At 52.9% G+C, this 18149-nt stretch carries 18 protein-coding genes; 9 read left to right on the plus strand and 9 right to left on the minus strand.

Annotation, left to right across the window (positions count from 1 at the left end; genetic code table 11):
* The first annotated feature begins 33 nt into the window (after positions 1–33).
* Both INP77_RS05905 and INP77_RS05910 read left to right on the plus strand, forming a co-directional pair.
* Positions 34–654, plus strand: a complete 621-nt coding sequence (locus tag INP77_RS05905; RefSeq protein ID WP_194748062.1) for a PEP-CTERM sorting domain-containing protein — start codon at positions 34–36, stop codon at positions 652–654.
* 81 nt (positions 655–735) lie between these two features.
* Positions 736–1983 carry a cytochrome-c peroxidase gene (locus tag INP77_RS05910; RefSeq protein WP_228518752.1) on the plus strand — a complete coding sequence of 416 codons (1248 nt, stop codon included), beginning with the start codon at positions 736–738 and terminating at the stop codon, positions 1981–1983.
* Positions 1984–2321: 338 nt separating this feature from the next.
* Here INP77_RS05910 and INP77_RS05915 read toward each other — a convergent pair whose 3' ends face one another.
* From INP77_RS05915 to INP77_RS05940, 6 genes are all read right to left on the minus strand, one after another.
* Complete coding sequence (locus INP77_RS05915; RefSeq protein WP_275355687.1) at positions 2322–3326, minus strand: AI-2E family transporter; 1005 nt, start codon at positions 3324–3326, stop codon at positions 2322–2324.
* A 40-nt stretch (positions 3327–3366) separates the two neighbouring features.
* A complete protein-coding gene (locus tag INP77_RS05920; RefSeq protein ID WP_194748460.1) occupies positions 3367–3924 on the minus strand; it encodes a YigZ family protein in 558 nt (185 codons plus the stop codon).
* Between the two features lie 10 nt (positions 3925–3934).
* Positions 3935–5578 (minus strand): formate--tetrahydrofolate ligase, encoded by a 1644-nt coding sequence (locus tag INP77_RS05925; protein ID WP_194748067.1) that lies wholly within the window; start codon positions 5576–5578, stop codon positions 3935–3937.
* 24 nt (positions 5579–5602) lie between these two features.
* Complete coding sequence (locus INP77_RS05930) at positions 5603–7090, minus strand: helicase HerA-like domain-containing protein (protein WP_194748068.1); 1488 nt, start codon at positions 7088–7090, stop codon at positions 5603–5605.
* A gap of 222 nt (positions 7091–7312) precedes the next feature.
* Complete coding sequence (locus INP77_RS05935) at positions 7313–7855, minus strand: DUF302 domain-containing protein (protein WP_194748070.1); 543 nt, start codon at positions 7853–7855, stop codon at positions 7313–7315.
* A 71-nt stretch (positions 7856–7926) separates the two neighbouring features.
* Entirely contained in the window at positions 7927–8853 is a 927-nt protein-coding gene (locus INP77_RS05940; RefSeq protein WP_194748072.1) for a CysB family HTH-type transcriptional regulator, read from the minus strand.
* 105 nt (positions 8854–8958) lie between these two features.
* Between INP77_RS05940 and INP77_RS05945 the strand changes: the two genes are divergently transcribed.
* The 7 genes from INP77_RS05945 (at position 8959) to fdxA (ending at position 15522) form a co-directional block, all read left to right on the plus strand.
* The gene (locus INP77_RS05945; RefSeq protein ID WP_194748074.1) at positions 8959–9729 is read left to right on the plus strand and encodes a sulfite exporter TauE/SafE family protein; all 771 of its coding nucleotides are present in this window, start codon (positions 8959–8961) and stop codon (positions 9727–9729) included.
* A 41-nt stretch (positions 9730–9770) separates the two neighbouring features.
* Complete coding sequence (locus INP77_RS05950) at positions 9771–11435, plus strand: nitrite/sulfite reductase (RefSeq protein ID WP_194748076.1); 1665 nt, start codon at positions 9771–9773, stop codon at positions 11433–11435.
* On the plus strand, positions 11435–12052 hold the full coding sequence (locus INP77_RS05955) for a DUF934 domain-containing protein (RefSeq protein WP_194748078.1): 618 nt from the start codon (positions 11435–11437) through the stop codon (positions 12050–12052). Before INP77_RS05950 ends, INP77_RS05955 begins: the two co-directional genes overlap by 1 nt.
* Positions 12049–12807, plus strand: a complete 759-nt coding sequence (locus INP77_RS05960) for a phosphoadenylyl-sulfate reductase (protein WP_194748080.1) — start codon at positions 12049–12051, stop codon at positions 12805–12807. Before INP77_RS05955 ends, INP77_RS05960 begins: the two co-directional genes overlap by 4 nt.
* Before the next feature lie 84 nt (positions 12808–12891).
* Positions 12892–13821: a sulfate adenylyltransferase subunit CysD gene (cysD, locus tag INP77_RS05965; RefSeq protein WP_194748082.1), complete on the plus strand. Its 930-nt coding sequence runs from the start codon at positions 12892–12894 to the stop codon at positions 13819–13821.
* A gap of 1 nt (position 13822) precedes the next feature.
* Complete coding sequence (cysN, locus tag INP77_RS05970; RefSeq protein ID WP_194748083.1) at positions 13823–15097, plus strand: sulfate adenylyltransferase subunit CysN; 1275 nt, start codon at positions 13823–13825, stop codon at positions 15095–15097.
* Between the two features lie 101 nt (positions 15098–15198).
* Positions 15199–15522 carry a ferredoxin FdxA gene (gene fdxA, locus INP77_RS05975; RefSeq protein WP_194748085.1) on the plus strand — a complete coding sequence of 108 codons (324 nt, stop codon included), beginning with the start codon at positions 15199–15201 and terminating at the stop codon, positions 15520–15522.
* 76 nt (positions 15523–15598) lie between these two features.
* Here the strand turns inward: fdxA and rnhB are convergent, their stop codons facing one another.
* The 3 genes from rnhB to lpxA are packed head-to-tail and all read right to left on the minus strand — an operon-like array spanning position 15599 to position 18147.
* Positions 15599–16186: a ribonuclease HII gene (gene rnhB, locus INP77_RS05980; protein ID WP_194748461.1), complete on the minus strand. Its 588-nt coding sequence runs from the start codon at positions 16184–16186 to the stop codon at positions 15599–15601.
* A 5-nt stretch (positions 16187–16191) separates the two neighbouring features.
* On the minus strand, positions 16192–17355 hold the full coding sequence (gene lpxB, locus INP77_RS05985; protein ID WP_194748087.1) for a lipid-A-disaccharide synthase: 1164 nt from the start codon (positions 17353–17355) through the stop codon (positions 16192–16194).
* Between the two features lie 12 nt (positions 17356–17367).
* Complete coding sequence (gene lpxA, locus INP77_RS05990; RefSeq protein ID WP_194748089.1) at positions 17368–18147, minus strand: acyl-ACP--UDP-N-acetylglucosamine O-acyltransferase; 780 nt, start codon at positions 18145–18147, stop codon at positions 17368–17370.
* Between the last annotated feature and the right edge of the window lie 2 nt (positions 18148–18149).

Raw genomic sequence — 18149 nt, forward strand, 5'->3', positions numbered from 1 at the left:
CGCTGACTGAATCTTAACTTCTGGAGAAGAATCATGATCAAATCTTTGGGCTTTGCCACCCTGCTGGCCTTCACCTTCGCATCCAACAGCAGTGTTGCGGCCACCCCTACCATCGTGTTTTCAAGTGCTGACTATGTGAGCGAATCTGCCGCTTTCGGTAGTTACATCATCGATAACACGGATTATCTGGGTGTACGCCTTACCTTGAGCAGCAGCATGGATATTTCCTACATTGGCGGTAACTTCAGCCAATTCTCCGATGGCAATATCTTTGGGGCGATCGTCAGAGCCGGTGACTGGAATAGCAGCACCCTGGGCGCCAACAGCCTGGCACATACCGTCTTTGCAGCGACCGGTGGCGATCAACTCGCTTCACTGGGCAGCACCGTTCATCTGGCCGCAGGCAGCTATGACATCATCTTTGGTTCCGGTCAATTTGGCGCGACTGGCTACAGTGCACTGGTTGACACACAAGATGCCGCCAGTACCAGCAATATGTTCCAAAGTACCGATGCAGGTGTGACCATCAGCGCGCTGTCCGGCACGGCTGTACGCGTAACCGCCGCTGCAGTCCCAGAAGCCAGCAACACTGCGATGATGCTGGCCGGCCTGGGCTTGACTGGCCTGATGCTGCGCAGACGCCAGTCCAAATAATCACATTTCTGTGCCCAACAAAGCGGATGAGCAGCCTGTTTATCCGCTTTTTTACTCACCTCATTCACAGCCATGCTCAACTTGAAAACATTATTGCTGACCGTGCTTTGCTTCTCTTCTTTGCAATTGACAGCTCAGGAAGATGAAGCCTTAGTCCCGCCGCTGGTACAAGAACCCCAGGCGGCCATTAAACTGTCACCCACCTCACGCACTCAGGCATTGACGGCGCTGGGTAAACGTCTGTTTCATGATGCGCAACTATCGGCTTCGGGCAAGTTATCCTGTGCCAGCTGCCATCAGGCCCAGCACGCGTTTACGCCAGGCAACCCGCAGCCGGTTCAAAAGGGCGGTGACCATATACAGTTAATGGGGACGCGGGCAGTGCCTACCCTGATGTACTTGCAATCGACCCCGCCTTTCACAGAACACTACACGGAAGATGAAGGCTTACAGCCTGGCCTGGATAATGGTCCGGCAGGCGGTTTTACCTGGGATGGCCGCGTCAATACACTGGCCGAGCAAGCAAAAATCCCTTTGTTTTCGAGCAATGAAATGGCCTCGACACCGAGCCTGCTGACCAAAAGAATACGCAAGGCTTATCCCCAGGCGTTCAGCCAGTTGTTTGGCACGGCCAGCTTGCAATCCGACGCCGCCATCACGGATGCGGTTTTATTGGCACTGCAAACCTACCAGCAAGACGCGACAGAATTTGCGCCCTATTCCAGCAAGTTTGATCACGTCATGCAAGGCCAGGCCCGCTTTACCCCATTGGAAGAAAAAGGCCTGCGGCTATTTATGGATCCCAACAAAGGCAACTGTACCAGTTGTCACCAGGCAGCAGTCGTCCATGGTGCCCTGCCGCAATTTACCGATCATGGCTATGCTGCGCTGGGTCTGCCACGCAATCCACACATCGCGCAAAATCATGACCGGCACTATTACGACCTCGGCTTGTGCGGCCCGGCCAGACAGGATTTGAATGCAGAGTACTGTGGCTTGTTTAAGGTGCCGACGCTGCGCAATGTGGCGCGCAAAAAAAGCTTTTTCCATAATGGCGTGGTACACACCCTCAGAGATGCCGTGCGCTTTTATGCCGAACGCGATACCGCGCCAGAAAAATGGTATCCGCATGACCGTACCGGCAAGCGCCTCAAATTCAATGACCTGCCAGAAAAGTATCAAGACAATATCGAGATGAAAGCCCCATTTGGCCAGCAGCCTGGTGACCCCGCTCCGCTGGATGCAAAGGAGATCGACGCGATTGTGGCCTTTTTAAAAACGCTCAACGATGAAGCGCGCACTGGCAGCCGCCTGGCCAAAGCACCATAACCGCAGCGCGCTATCCCAAAAAGACAAAAAGAAAAAGCCCCGACGAGTCGGGGCCAAAGAGACTTTAAACTTGAAAAACACGCCACAATTACACAAAAGCATCCAAAATGCTGACAATGAGCAGGATGAGCAATCCAAACCATAATACTTTTAGATTAAACCCTGTCATTTCTTGTGTCCTTGCGATGTGTGTAGAATACTTGTCTGGTTAAGCCGCCACAATGGCCCGTTCGGGTCATCTGTTTCAACCTCCGACCACGTCAGGCCAGACTGACAAATCTGAGCATGACCGCCATGGCTGATTAATGTTTTTACCGAATATCCAGACATTGCAGCCCTTAAACCCACTCCCGTGCCCGACACTCGCTTTTAAGGTAGGCATAGTAAACCGGCGCAGCGACGATGCCCGGCAGCCCAAAGGTGGCCTCCATCAGTAACATGGCGACCAGCAACTCCCAGGCGTGCGCGCGGATTTGCCCGCCAACAATACGCGCGTTTAAAAAGTATTCCAGCTTGTGAATGACGATGAGAAAAGCCAGCGAGCCCATGGCGATCACAAAGGAATGACTGGTACTGACTATGACAATCACGGTATTGGACATCAGGTTGCCCACCACAGGCAGCAAGCCAACCAAAAAGGTAATCGCAATCATGGTCTTGGTGAATGGTAGATGTACACCGCACAACGGCAAAATCACGATCAGGTAAATCGCGGTCAGGCTGGCGTTGACCGCGGAAATTTTCACCTGCGCAAACACGATATTTTTAAACGCCAGCGCAAACAGCGTGATGCGATTGAGCAGGCTTTGCGCAAGCGGTTTATGGTTACCGTGTGTTTGCACATCATGCAAGGCGACCATGGCCCCGATCACCATGCCGATCAGAATATGCGCCAGATGATGCCCGGCCTCCTTGCCCAGCAATTGCCAATCTGCCGAATGTGAACGTAACCACTCAATCACGGTTTGCTGCAAGGTAATCGCATCATCAGGCAAACGCTCGTTGAGCCAGGGCGGCAACACTTTGCGCGAGTCTTCAATGATTTTAGCCAGTTGATCAAACAACATGGCCAAACCGCCGCTGTCACTGCGGATCAGCGTTACAATCCCCATGCCCAAGGCAACCAGCAGGCCGATCACTAGCGTGGCAATCAGCATGACTGCCAGCCATTTGGCATATTTACCCGGCAATTTGCGTGCAATCAGCGGCGAAATGACATGAATCAGCTCAAACACCAGCATGCCGACCAGTAACGCGGGCAATAATTGCACCTGCAATACCAGCCACATTAACCCTACCATGAGCAAACAGGTGGCAGTATCCAGTCGTTGGGTTTGGTTCACGTCGAACTCCGGTTCCTCAGTTGTTCAGTCTATTGCGCGACTAAAACTTGGCGCGTATTTGTTGGGCGGCATCCATGGGCAGCTTGAGTAGAAAATGCACAGCCTCATCAAACTGCTTGTCCAGAATTTCGCCCTGGCACTTTTGTACTTCGCGGGTCAGTTCATCTACCCGTTTATAACTGGTTGAGATCTTCAGTTGCACCATCTCGACGAAAGGCATGTTTCCGGCTTGATCCATGGCCTGCTTGGCCGTGCCACCATACGCCCGCACCAAGCCGCCAGTGCCTAAATTGATGCCACCATAATAGCGCACCACCGCCACACAGCAATTGACATAATTCTGCCCATCCAGCATTTGCATGATGGGTTTACCCGCCGTGCCTGCCGGCTCACCGGCATCTGAAAACCGCGCGACGATGCCCTCTGGAGTTTTCATGCGAAACGCATACGCCAAGTGGCCGGCAGTTTGATGCTCGCTGGCAAACTGACGTAAAAACAGGGCCAGTTCGCGCTCGTTTTCACAGCGCTTGGCGCGGGCGATAAAGCGGGATTTATTGATGGTTTGATCGGCTTGACCGAGTTGGCTAAACGTTTGCATGACACAGACTTCAGGATAACCCCTGTATTCTACCATCTGCATCGACGCTAATCCGGCTGCTGGCGGGCTGTTTGGGCAAGCCGGGCATGGTCATCACGTCTCCACAGATAGCGACGACAAAGCCTGCACCACGCGACAAACGCAGCTCTCGCACATGCAATACATGATCCGCGGGCACATTGCGCAACTTGGGGTCACACGAGAACGAATACTGCGTTTTGGCGACACACACCGGCAGGCCCTGGCTGACTTCTGCCAGACGGGCAAGTTGCTGTTGTGCCAGCACACTAAAGGTCACCCCGCTGGCGCCATAGAGTTTTTGCGCAATAGTGTCTAGCTTTTCAGTCAGGGACAAATCGTCTGCATACAATAACGAAGGCGTCGATGCTTGTTGGGCCTGGTCAGCCACCGCGTGCGCCAGCGCAATCGCCCCGGCGCCGCCCTGTGCCCAGTGATGGCAGACATGCAGACTGGCGCCCAAGGCTTGCACGGCTGCCTGTACTAACGCGATTTCGGCCTCGGTATCCGCGGTAAAATGATTCAGCGCCACCACCACCGGCAAATTGAAATGCTGGCGTAAATTCGTCACATGCTTGCGAAGGTTGGCCACGCCTACCTGTAGAGCGGCAAGGTTTTCGCGGTTCAAGTCCGCCACATCCACCCCCCCGTGATATTTCAAGGCGCGCACCGTGGCAACGATCACCGCCACATCCGGCCGCAGGCCAGACTGGCGGCATTTGATATCCATGAATTTTTCTGCACCGAGGTCGGCACCGAAGCCAGCTTCAGTCACCACATAATCCGCCAGGCGCAAGGCGGTCTTTGTCGCCACCAGAGAATTACATCCATGGGCAATATTGGCAAACGGTCCCCCATGTACCAGCGCCGGCGACCCTTCCAGGGTCTGTACCAGATTGGGTTGAAAAGCATCTTTAAGCAAGGCAGCCATGGCGCCCTCAGCCTGCAAGTCACTCGCCAGAATCGGGCTGCCTGCTGCACTCAAGCCGACCTGAATCCTTCCCAGTCTAGACGTCAAATCGGCCAGATCGGTCGCCAGGCAAAAAATGGCCATCACCTCACTGGCGACGGTGATATCAAAGCCGGTATGGGTATTATTTTCCAGCGTGAGCCGTCTTAAGGCGCGATCATTCATATCTATACAGCGGCGCCAGCTGACGGTGTCAAACTGCAGCGCATTGCCCTGATATATATGGTTATCTACAAGGGCAGCCAGCAAATTATTGGCGGCACTGATGGCATGAAAATCACCGGTAAAATGCAGGTTAATATTTTCCATTGGCACCACCTGCGCGTAGCCGCCGCCGGTCGCCCCGCCTTTCATCCCAAACACCGGGCCCAAAGAGGGTTCACGCAAACAAGCCATTGCCTGATACCCGGCCTGATTCAAGGCATCGGTCAATCCTATCGTGGTCGTGGTTTTGCCTTCGCCTGCCGGGGTCGGATTGATCGCCGTGACCAGGATCAGTTTGGCTTTGGCAGGTTGCGCCTGCAAGCGGTTGACGGTGGCCTGCGTCAGTTTGGCCATATGCTGACCATAGGCATGCACATCGTCCGCCACCAGCCCAAGTTTGCTGGCTATGTTAACGATGGGCGTTAGCGTGGCGGCCTGGGCGATCGCGATATCACTGAGCATGTCTCTTCCTGACTGACTTCACGGTTAACGCTTGCTTTTGCCATTCCCCATGATGGAGCCTAGCACGCCACGGATAATCGCCCGCCCTAGTTGTGAACCGATGGCGCGCGCGGCTGATTTGGCCGCAGACTCCAGCACCGAGTCTGAGCGGCTGGTTTTACCGCCTAGAATGCCGCCCAAATCAAAGCCTGAACTTTCTTCCTGTTGTTGTGCCTGCGTCGCAGCACTGGCCTGCTCTGCCCGCTGTTTGAGAATCTCATACGCAGATTCACGATCCACCAGCTTGTCGTAAACACCCGCCACCAGAGACAGCGCCATCACCTGCTTGCGCTCCACATCGGTCGCCGGTCCGATCCGGCTCTCGGGTGGACAGACAAACACGCGCTCAACCGGCGTCGGCGCGCCTTTTTCATCCAAAAATGATACCAGCGCCTCGCCCACGCCTAACTCGGTAATCGCTGTGGCGACATCCAGCTTGGGATTGGCACGAAAGGTTTGAGCCGCCACTTGTACCGCTTTCTGGTCGCGCGGGGTAAACGCGCGCAAGGCATGCTGCACCCGATTACCCAATTGACCCAACACCACATCTGGAATATCCAGCGGGTTTTGCGACACAAAGTAGACGCCCACGCCTTTGGAGCGCACCAGGCGCACTACCTGCTCGATTTTTTGCATCAGAATGGTCGGCGCATCATTAAACAGCAAATGCGCCTCATCAAAGAAAAACACCAGTTTTGGCTTATCCAGGTCACCGACTTCAGGCAGTTTTTCAAACAACTCGGAGAGCAACCACAGCAAAAGCGTCGCATACACACGCGGCGAATTCAGCAGCTTGTCCGCAGCCAGAATATTGATAAATCCCAATCCTTTGCCATCGGTTTGCATCATGTCTTCGAGATTCAAGGCCGGCTCACCAAACAGCACATCGCCACCTTCTGTCTCCAGTTGCAACAAGGCTCGCTGAATGGCACCAACACTGGCGGTAGAAATATTGCCGTACTGGGTCTGATAGGTGGCGGCATTTTCGGCACAATGTTGCGCCATGGCGCGCAAATCCTTTAAATCCAGCAGTAGCATGCCATTGTCATCGGCGATTTTGAAAATCGCATTCAAGACACCGCCCTGCACCTCATTAAGGTTCAGCATGCGTGCCAGCAGCAACGGCCCCATCTCACTCAAGGTGGTGCGCACCGGATGGCCTTTTTCACCAAACATATCCCAGAACATGACTGGATAGGCTTTATTCGCATAGCCAGTCAGCGCCAGCTGCTGCACACGCGCCTCCACCTTGGCGTTGCCACCGCCAACCTGACTCATGCCAGACAAATCGCCCTTCACATCAGCCATAAATACCGGCACACCAATGCGCGAAAACTGCTCCGCCAGACTTTGTAGGGTCACGGTTTTGCCCGTCCCGGTGGCCCCGGCAATGAGGCCATGACGGTTGGCCATTTTCGGCAGCATCACACTTTCGATGTCATTATTTTTTGCGATGAGCATAGGTTGAACCATGGAATGCACTCTTAACAATTAAAGTTAAGTTGAGTATAGGGGATGGCTCTAAAAAGGGGAAGATTGTTGTTTTGCCTTAAAGGAGAAATCGTTTAAAAAACTTTTAGCCACAGAGAACACCGAGAAAAGCGATGAGTGTGCACCACAGTAAATCAGAACATAGCGGATTGATGCTGCTCCCTCTGTGTTCTCTGTGGTTAAAAAATGTTTTTATAAGAACTATCAAAAATCCCCACGTCGGGCTTTTTCCATCAACTCAATCAAGGCATTTTCAAGCTGTTGTGCCGAGGCTTGCGCCCTGGCGGTGGGATGCTTGATATTTTTCAAGTCATGCGTGGGTCTGTCCAGCCCCAGGTAAAGTTGCCGCTTGCCGTGCGCATCCGGCTTTTCATAAATGGCCAGGCGGCAAGGCGCAAACACCAGAAATTCGGGGTGATCGAGGATAATTTCGGTGCCCATGCTCAGGTTACAAAAGGTGCGGACTTCTTTGATGCCTTGCGGATCCTGGCCGCGTTGTTTCATATGGTCACCAATCGGGAAGTTTGCAGGGTTTACAAAATTCATGCCCTCAGAGAGCGATTTAAGGCTATCCACCAGATCCTGGTAGCTCACGTCAGGCTGCACCGGCACTTCATAAATGGCGTTATCGAGATCGACGTCTGGCATGCCATGACCAATGACACGGACATGCGCCGGCGCGGCCCAAACCGAGCAATGGATCAAAAAACAGAGGCAACACCATCCCTTGAGGTGACTTAAACGCATGAAAGACCTCTCTATCTGTGAAGACTATGCAGCATTACAGCATGCCGCTACGCAGACCAATGTGACGCGCATCACAAGTCCTGATGCAAGGCCCGTTGCACACTGCGCTTGTCATATTGCGGTGACAGCATGGTAATAAAGTTAAGCATGTAATCACGCAAAAAAGCATCCCTGCGCACACCCAGATAAGTGGTGCTGTCAGGAAATAGATGGCTGCAGTCCAGGCTTTTTAGCGGTGCATCGCGGGTTTCCTCATAAGCCATATTGGCAATCAACCCAATACCCAGCCCCAGATTGACATAGGTTTTGATCACGTCGGCATCAATCGCCGTAAACACCACATTGGGCTGCAGACCGGCATCGTGAAAGACTTTAGACACCAGTGTGCCGCCAGTAAAGGCAAAGTCATAGGTGATCAGCGGATAGTTGACCAGATCTTTCAGGCTGATGGTTTTCTTTTCCAGCAAGGGATGTTGCGACGGCACGACCAGGCACCGGTTCCAGCTGTAGCATGGCAAGCACGACAAACGCTCATCCTTGCTGATGTTCTCGGTCGCAATGCCGATATCGGCTTCTCCGGCAGCAACCTGTTCGGTGACTTGCGACGGGTTGCCCTGATGAATCGTCAATTTCACATTGGGATACTGCGCCATGAACTGCTTGACCGCAGCAGGCAGGCGATAACGCGCTTGCGTATGGGTAGTGGCAATGGTCAGTTCACCACTGTCTTCGCGGCTGTATTCGTCGCCCACCCGTTTGATATTCTGCATATCCAGCATGACACGTGCGGCCAGCTCGACAATTTTACGGCCAGGCTCAGTCACGCCGATGAGGCGTTTGCCATTACGCTGAAAAATCTGCAATCCCAACTCTTCTTCTAACAGCTGGATTTGCTTGCTGACCCCAGGTTGGGAGGTATGCAATGCCTCAGAGGCAGCAGAAATATTCAAATGCTGCCGCACCACCTCATGCACATAGCGTAACTGGTGAAACTTCATAGACCACCCTTTATAACCAAAAGCTATATCATAGAAGAATTTATTATTAAATCAACACTTAAAAACTTGTTATGATGCCGCGCTTAACTTTTCAAGATACTCCTCATGGAATTCGGATACATATTGGCAGGCTTTGTCGTGGGCTTTTTGGTTGGTCTGACGGGCGTTGGCGGCGGCTCATTAATGACGCCGATTTTGTTGCTTATTTATAACATCAAGCCCGCCGTCGCCGTAGGGACAGACCTGCTCTATGCCTCGATCACAAAATCTGTGGGGATTTTTGCGCATGGCAAACTGGGGAATATTGACTGGCGTATCGTCAAACGCTTGGCCATGGGTAGCGTTCCAGCGTCTCTGTTAACCCTGTGGGCCTTGCACAGCATGGATTTACAGTCAGGCGAAGTGGTATCCACAATCAAATTCTGGTTAGGCATTGCCTTGATGGTAACCTCAGCGGCCGTGCTGTTACGTAACAAATTAATCGCCTTAGTCTCCAAAGACGAATGGATTCCAGCCCATTACGTACCTCCGGCCACCGTATTACTCGGGGTGGTACTGGGCGCACTGGTGACGCTGACCTCGGTCGGTGCAGGCGCGCTTGGGGTAACAGCGCTGATTCTGCTATATCCCAAGGAGAAAATCACCACGATTGTCGGCAGTGATATTGCGCATGCCGTCCCGCTGACGCTGGTGGCCGGTCTCGGCCATGCTTCCCTGGGCACCATAGACTACCAGTTACTCGGCACCTTGCTGATCGGTTCCATACCGGGCATTTACCTGGGTAGCCATATGAGCTCACGTGTTGCAGAACACTGGGTACGTATTGCCTTGGCTATGATATTGATTTATGTAGGCTTTAAGCTAGTTTTCCATTAAAATACTGCCTCTTCGCTTTTTGCGAACAAAGTGACTCAAGCATGTACAAATACGATCCTATAGACCAACAAATTGTTAATGAACGTGTCGCCCAGTACCGCGACCAGACCCGCCGCTATTTGGCAGGCGAACTCACGGATGAAGAGTTCCGCCCACTGCGTCTGCAAAACGGCCTGTATATTCAGCGCCATGCACCGATGCTGCGGATTGCCGTACCTTACGGACTCATGTCCAGCAAACAATTACGCAAACTGGCAGACATTGCCAAGCGCTATGACCGTGGCTATGGTCACTTTAGTACCCGTCAGAACTTGCAGCTCAACTGGCCCAAACTGGAAGACACCCCAGAGATTCTGGCTGAACTGGCGACCGTAGAAATGCACGCGATTCAAACCTCAGGCAACTGCATCCGTAATATCACGACCGACCAGTTTGCCGGCATTGCGCCAGATGAAATCATTGATCCGCGCGCCATCGCTGAAATCATGCGCCAGTGGAGTACCTTTCACCCTGAATTCGCCCTGTTGCCACGTAAGTTCAAGATTGCCGTCTCAGGCACTCAACAAGACCGTGCGATTGTGCAGGCGCATGACATTGGCCTCGAATTTTACAAAGACGCACAAGGCCAGATGGCGATCAAAGTCTGGGTGGGTGGTGGCTTGGGCCGTACACCGATCCTGGGCACTGTGATTCGCGAACATCTGGAATGGCAACATGTGTTGTCTTACTGCGAAGCGGTGATCCGTGTCTATAACATTCACGGCCGTCGTGACAACATCTACAAAGCCCGCATCAAGATTCTGGTGAAGGCGCTGGGCATTGATGAATTCAGACGCCAGGTAGATGAGGAATGGGCCCACCTCAAAGACGGTCCACTCACCATCACTCAAGCCGAACTAGACCGCGTGGCGCATTACTTTGAGCCCATGCCATACAAAACATTACCAGCGCATGATGCCTCTTTTGATGCTGCCGTAGCCAGCAATCCGGCATTTGCTGCCTGGGTCAAACGTTGTGTCCACGCACACCGTGTTGCAGGCTATCGCGCGGTGACCTTGTCACTGAAACCACACGGCAAAGCGCCTGGGGATATCACCAGCGAGCAAATGCACGTGGTGGCTGACTTGGCCGATGCCTACAGTTTTGGCGAGCTGCGCTCCTCTCACGAGCAAAACCTGATCCTGGCCGACGTGCAATTGTCCGACCTATTTGCCGTGTGGGAAAAAGCCCGCGCAGCCGGTCTGGCCACGCCTAACATCGGCTTGCTGACGGATATTATCTGCTGCCCTGGCGGTGACTTCTGCAGCCTGGCCAATGCCAAATCGATTCCGATTGCCGAAGCCATTCAGATGCAGTTCGACAATCTGGACTACCTGTATGAAATCGGTGACCTTGAGCTCAATATCTCTGGTTGCATGAATGCCTGTGGCCATCACCATGTCGGCCATATCGGCATTCTGGGTGTGGATAAGGATGGTTCGGAGTGGTACCAGGTCACCATTGGTGGCAAGCAAGGCAATGATGCCAGCATAGGTACCGTGATCGGCCCTTCATTCTCGGCAGAAGAAATGCCAGGCGTAGTCAAGCGCCTGATTGAGGTCTATGTGCGTGAGCGTAGCGACGAGGAGCGTTTTATCGACACGGTACGTCGTTTGGGCGTAGCGCCGTTCAAGGCCCACGTCTACGCTGAGAAGGAGTCTGCATAATGAGTCAATTAATTCAACTGGGCAGCAACGGCCAGGCCAGCATTGTGGCAGATACCTGGACCCGCGTGGTCCCACCGGCCCCGGCTGAAGAGTCTGTCCGCAAGCAGGCTGGGAAAGTCGTGCTGTTCAAACTGACTGGCGAGCAAACCTATAGTCCAGAACAAATTGCGAATACGCAGATTCCAGCCACGGGCAAAATTCTGGTGCCGCTCGCTGTCTGGCAGGCCCGCAAGGCAGAGTTGCAAGCGCGCCTGGCGGCTGGCGAGCTCGGCATTGTGCTGGCCACCAACGAAACAGCCGAGACACTGCAAGCCGAATTTGCAGATTTGAATACCTTGCCAATCATTGCGATTTATGTGGAACGCTTTGCCGATGGCCGCATTTTCACCTTGGGCAACTGGCTACGCACGCGTTACGGGTTTAAAAACGAATTGCGCGCGATTGGCGATGTATTGCGTGATCAATTGTTCTTTCACAAGCGCGCAGGCTTCACCAGCTTTTTAATTCGTGCTGACCGCTCGGCCGAAGATGCACTGGCCAGCCTGAATGACTTCAGCCAGCCCTATCAGGGCGCGGTAGGTGATGTGCCAGTGTGGAGAAGGATACAGCGCGCATGAGTTTCGGCGTCAGCATGCTCAAACCGGCAGCCAGCAATCCTGCGACACGCCCTGAGCTGACAGAAGCCCTGGTTGCTTCTGTCCAGGCCAAGCGCGTCCAAGTAGTAGCCCTGCTTCAGTCTGCTGCGGCAGAGTTTCCGGCCATCACTTTTGCCAATAGTTATGGCGCTGAAGATATGGTGTTGACTGACCTGATCGCCAAAGAGGCCCTGCCCATCGAGATTTTTTCACTGGACACGGGTCGACTGCCCGCAGAAACCTACACCCTGATGGGGGAAGTTGAGCACACCTACGCCACCAAACCGGTGGTGTTTTTCCCCAAGCATGAAGCCGTAGAGCAGTATGTGCGTAGCCAGGGCATCAATGCCTTCTATGACAGCATAGAACTGCGTAAGGCCTGCTGCCATATGCGCAAAGTGGAGCCGCTGCAACGTGCACTGGCTGGCAAACAAGCCTGGATCACCGGCATGCGTGCTGAACAAGCCACCACCCGCAGCAATTTGCCTGTCCGTGAATTTGACGCAGGCAACAAACTGGAAAAATTCAACCCGCTTAGTGACTGGACAGAAAAAGAAGTCTGGGCCTATATCCGGTTGCATGAAGTGCCTTACAACGCCCTGCATGACCAGTTTTACCCCAGCATTGGCTGTGCACCTTGTACGCGTGCCGTCGCCATGGGTGAAGATATCCGTGCCGGTCGCTGGTGGTGGGAAGATCCGACCAGCAAAGAGTGCGGTTTGCACGTAAAGAAATAGTTAACTGCCGGTAAAACGTTAAAGCAGTAATGAGCGTGTATCTACGTTGATCGGCGGTAAAAATTTGATTGGTAATAAATTAAGATGACAACGAAACAACCTTTATCACATCTCGACTGGCTCGAAGCTGAAGCCATTCATATCCTGCGTGAAGTGGCTGGTCAGTGCGCCAACCCTGTGTTGCTGTTCTCCGGTGGCAAGGATTCGTTGTGCATTTTGCGTCTGGCAGAAAAAGCCTTCCGCCCAGGTCGCTTCCCTTTCCCGCTCATGCATATCGACACCGGTCACAACTATCAGGAAGTGGTCAATTTCCGTGACCAGCGCGCTGCCGAGCTAGGCGAGCGCCTGATTGTGCGTTCAGTGGAAGACTCCATGAAGCGTGGCACTGTGGTGCTGAAAACGCCGGATGAGCCACGCAACAAACATCAGTCGGTGACCCTGCTGGAAGCCATTGAAGAGTTCGGTTTTGACTGCTGCATCGGCGGCGCCCGCCGTGATGAAGAAAAAGCGCGCGCCAAGGAACGGATCATGAGCTTCCGTGACGAGTTTGGCCAATGGGATCCGAAAAACCAGCGCCCGGAATTATGGAACCTGTACAACGCCCGTGTGCACAAAGGGGAAAACATCCGCGCCTTCCCGATCTCAAACTGGACGGAAATGGATGTCTGGCAATATATTGAGCGTGAAAAACTGGAGCTGCCTAGCATCTACTTTGCCCACCAGCGCGATGTGGTGATGCGTCATGGTGCGATTTTCCCGGTCAACGTGCCGCTGACTTCTGGCGAATTGATCAACCAGCCCAAGGCCGGTGAAGAAGTCATCAACATGCAGGTACGTTTCCGTACCGTCGGTGACGTCACCTGTACAGCGCCCGTCATTTCTGATGCCGATGATGTGAGCAAAATCGTGGTAGAAACCGCCACCACCACCATTACCGAGCGTGGCGCAACGCGTCTGGACGATCAAACTTCCGAGGCTTCGATGGAGCAGCGTAAGAAAGAAGGTTATTTCTAATATGACAACACAACACAACGACTCTTTGCTGCGCTTCATGACCTGCGGCAGCGTGGATGATGGCAAAAGCACGCTGATTGGCCGCTTGCTGTATGACACTAAAACCATCCTGGCAGATACGCTCAACAACATTGAACGTACTTCGAAAAAACGCGGTATGGAAGCCGTGGATCTCTCCTTGCTGACCGATGGTTTGCAAGCCGAGCGTGAACAAGGCATTACCATTGATGTGGCTTACCGCTATTTCAGCACCGGCACCCGCAAATACATCATCGCCGATGCCCCTGGTCACGAACAGTACACCCGCAACATGGTGACCGCCGCATCAACGGCTAATCTGGCCATTATCCTGATCGATGCGCGTAAAGGCGTACTGACCCAAACCCGCCGCCACAGTTATCTGGCGCATCTGGTCGGCATTCCCCATATTGTCGTGGCAGTGAACAAGATGGATCTGGTCAATTATGACCAAGCCGTCTTTGACAAAATCAAGGCGGATTACACGGCATTCGCCACCGAGATCGGTCTGGCGCAAGCGCGTGACATCAAATTCATTCCCATGTCTGCACTCAATGGTGACATGCTGGTAGACCGTCTGGAGAATCTGAACTGGTACCAGGGCGAAACCTTGCTGGAGCTGCTGGAAGCGGCCCCGGCTTCAAATAGTGAGGCATCAGAAGCCTTCCGCTTCCCGGTACAGTTTGTCTGCCGCCCACATGACTCAGCCAATCCCGACCTGCATGATTTCCGTGGCTTTATGGGGCGCGTTGAGTCCGGCGAAATCGCCGTCGGTGATGCGGTCACAGTATTGCCGAACGGTTACCAGTCTAAAGTCAAGGCGATTCAACTGGGTGCCGAGCAACTGCAACGTGCGCAAACGGAGCAAAGCGTAACCCTGCTGCTTGAAGATGAGATTGATACCTCACGTGGCGATATGATCGTGAAAACCAGTCAAGCGCCTGAAGCCGTCAAACACATTGAAGCACATGTCTGCTGGCTGTCAGAAACCCCATTGTCGCCGGCACGGACTTACATAGTGCGTCACACCACACGCGAATCCAAAGCGAAAATCGGCAGCATTCAATACAAGGTGGACGTCAACACGCTGGAACAACAGGCGACTACTGACCTCAAAATGAATGATATCGCCCGCGTAAGCTTTAAGCTGGCGCAGCCGCTGATGGTAGACAGCTATGATAAAAACCGTGCCACCGGCGCGTTTATCGTCATTGACGAGAGCACCAACAACACGGTTGGCGCAGGCATGATTGTCTAAACCAGCGCAAGCGGATGTCACACCAAGCCATCCATCGTCAATTTGGCTAAATTGCAATAAAATATCGTTTTGGCCCTAAAAGCCCACAAAGGATTTAAAACATGACTTATGTAGTAACCGAAAATTGTATTCAGTGCAAATATACCGACTGCGTAGATGTGTGCCCGGTAGACTGTTTTGTTGAAGGCCCTAACTTTCTGGCAATCAACCCGGATGAGTGCATTGACTGCACGCTGTGTGTGGCCGAATGCCCGGCAGAAGCCATTTTCTCTGAAGATGATGTGCCAGCCAACCAGCAGCACTTTATCGAACTCAATGCCCGTCTTGCAAAAGTCTGGCCGACCATTACCGCACGCAAAGAACCCTTGCCGAATGCCGATGAAATGAATGGCAAATCCGGCAAGACTGAACTGCTGGTCGAATAAGTTTTTCTGGCCTTGAGGTCACAAAAAAGCCGCTTTTTAAAAAGCGGCTTTTTTATTGCGACTGGCATCCAAGTGCTTAACTGTCCATGGCTATGAGCAGTTTTTTAACTGGTGCATAACTGCGCCTGTGGTCAGGCGTGACGCCATGTAAGGCCAGTCGCTCAAGATGCAACGCGGTGGGATAGCCTTTATGCTGGGCAAAGCCATACTCTGGATATTGCGCGTCTAATTCCAGCAATGAAGCATCTCTAGCCGTCTTGGCCAAAATAGAGGCTGCCGAAATTTCAGCCACTTTGCTATCGCCTTTGACAATGGCCTCACAAGGGATCTGGAATGCAGGTTTACGATTGCCGTCCACCTGGATCAGTGTGGCCTGTACATCAAACTGGTCGCACATGGCCTGGTAAGCACGCTGCATGGCGAGCAGGCTGGCCTGCAAGATATTGATCCGATCAATATCTTGCGCACTGACGCTGGCAATGCCCCAGGCCAAAGCCTGTTGTTTGATGGTGATCGCCAGTGCATCACGCTTGGCTTCAGATAACTTTTTCGAGTCTGCCAGGCCTGCGATAGGTCTGGACGGATCCAGAATGACTGCGGCGGCATACACTGCGCCAGCCAAAGGCCCCCTACCTGCTTCATCAATACCACACAGGATATGCATCACAGTTAAGCCTGTAGAAATTGTCTGATCACAGCCGCCGCTTTTTGCGCGCTGTTTTGCTTGAGCTGCGCGTGAATATGGCGATACTTTTCTTGTAGCGCACTCAAGCCAACTTTATCAGCCAGCAGATTGTAGAGTGTTTGCGCAATGCGCTCCGGAGTCGCGTCATCCTGTAACAATTCAGGCACAATAAACTCACCAGCCAGGATGTTAGGCAAGCCAACATAAGGCTGCAGACGCATACGTTTAAGCAATTGCCAGCTCATATTAGACATCTTGTAGGTAATGACCATCGGCTTCTTGAGCAACGCGGCTTCCAAGGTTGCTGTGCCTGAGGCGACCAGCACCGCATCTGCGGCTGTCATCGCATCATGTGCGTGGCCGAACATGATTTGCAGGTCTATGCTGGTCTCAGGTTTTTGCGTTAATAACTGGTGCCAGGCACTGGTAAAAATATCACGGGTTTCTCGCGTCACCAATGGCACCAGAAACTGCGCTTGCTGGCCGTTTTCACGCATCAGGCGATCAAATACAATCGCTGTTTCCAGAACAAGTTCTGCATGAAACGTCACCTCTGACTGGCGGCTACCAGGCAGCATCGCAATCACCACTGTGTCTTTTTTGAGTTTGAGTTTCTCGCGGGCTTGCTCAACAGGCGGCTCCATCGGTAGCGCATCCGCCAGAGGATGGCCGATATAGGTGACAGGCACGCCGACCTGCTGGTAAAGCGCAGGTTCAAACGGAAACAAGGCCAGCATATGTGAAACCGCCCGCTTGATTTTGTGAATCCGGTTTTTACGCCACGCCCAGATAGAGGGGCTGACATAATGCACAGTCGCGATGCCCTTGGCTTTGAGCTTACGCTCCAGCCAAAAGTTAAAGTCTGGGGCATCAATACCGATGAATACATCGGGCTTTTCAGTGAGAATCTGCTTGTACAACTGGCGGCGTAACTTGAGCAGGCCCCATAGATGCTTGAGCACTTCAAGATAGCCACGTACCGATAAACGTTCGATCGGGAATAAGGATTTGGCACCCAGGCTCATCATTTTAGGACCCGCAATGCCAAAAATCTCGACGTCAGGTTGCGCTGCTTTCAGCTCCTGAATCAAGTGATAGCCCAGCAAGTCTCCGGAGGCCTCTCCCGCCACCATTGCAATCTTAGCCATAATGTGTGTGAATTAACGGACAATGCCGCGCGTGGTCTGCGCGAGAAAACGGGTCATCAAGCCAATTTCCGGGCAGGATGTTTCCATGTCAGCCAAGGCCGCTTTTGCTTCTTCTAACGACAAGCCTTGGCGATAAAGCACTTTATAGGCGCGCTTGATTTGCTGTATGGTCTCAGCACTAAAGCCTCTACGCTTGAGGCCCTCGGCATTAATCCCATGCGGCTGCGCGTCATAACCCGCAGCCGTCACATAGGGCGGAATATCCTTGAACACCACAGACCCAACCGCAGTAATAATATGCTCACCGATCTGGCAATATTGGTGGATTAAGGTAAAGCCGCCAAGAATGGCATGATCATAAATAGTGACATGCCCTGCCAGCGAGGAGTTATTCGCCATGATGGTATGGTTGCCAACGATGCAATCATGGGCGATATGCACATAGGCCATAATCCAGTTATGGCTGCCGATTTTGGTCGTGCCTTTGTCCTGAACCGTGCCACGATTAAAGGTACAAAACTCACGGATGACATTGTGATCACCGATTTCAAGCAGCGTAGGCTCATCCTTGAATTTTTTGTCTTGTGGCTTTGCCCCTAGCGATGAGAATTGAAAAATCTCGTTATGCTTACCAATGGTGGTGGGGCCTTCAATCACCACATGTGAGGCGATTTTGGTACCCGCATCAATACGGACACCCGCACCTATGGTGCTATACGCGCCCACTTCGACCGAGCTATCCAGCTCGGCTTTGGGATCAATAATTGCGGTAGGATGAATCAAACTTTGCATGT

This window comes from Methylophilus sp. 13 (assembly GCF_015354335.1).
Classification (GTDB): Bacteria; Pseudomonadota; Gammaproteobacteria; order Burkholderiales; family Methylophilaceae; genus Methylophilus; species Methylophilus glucosoxydans.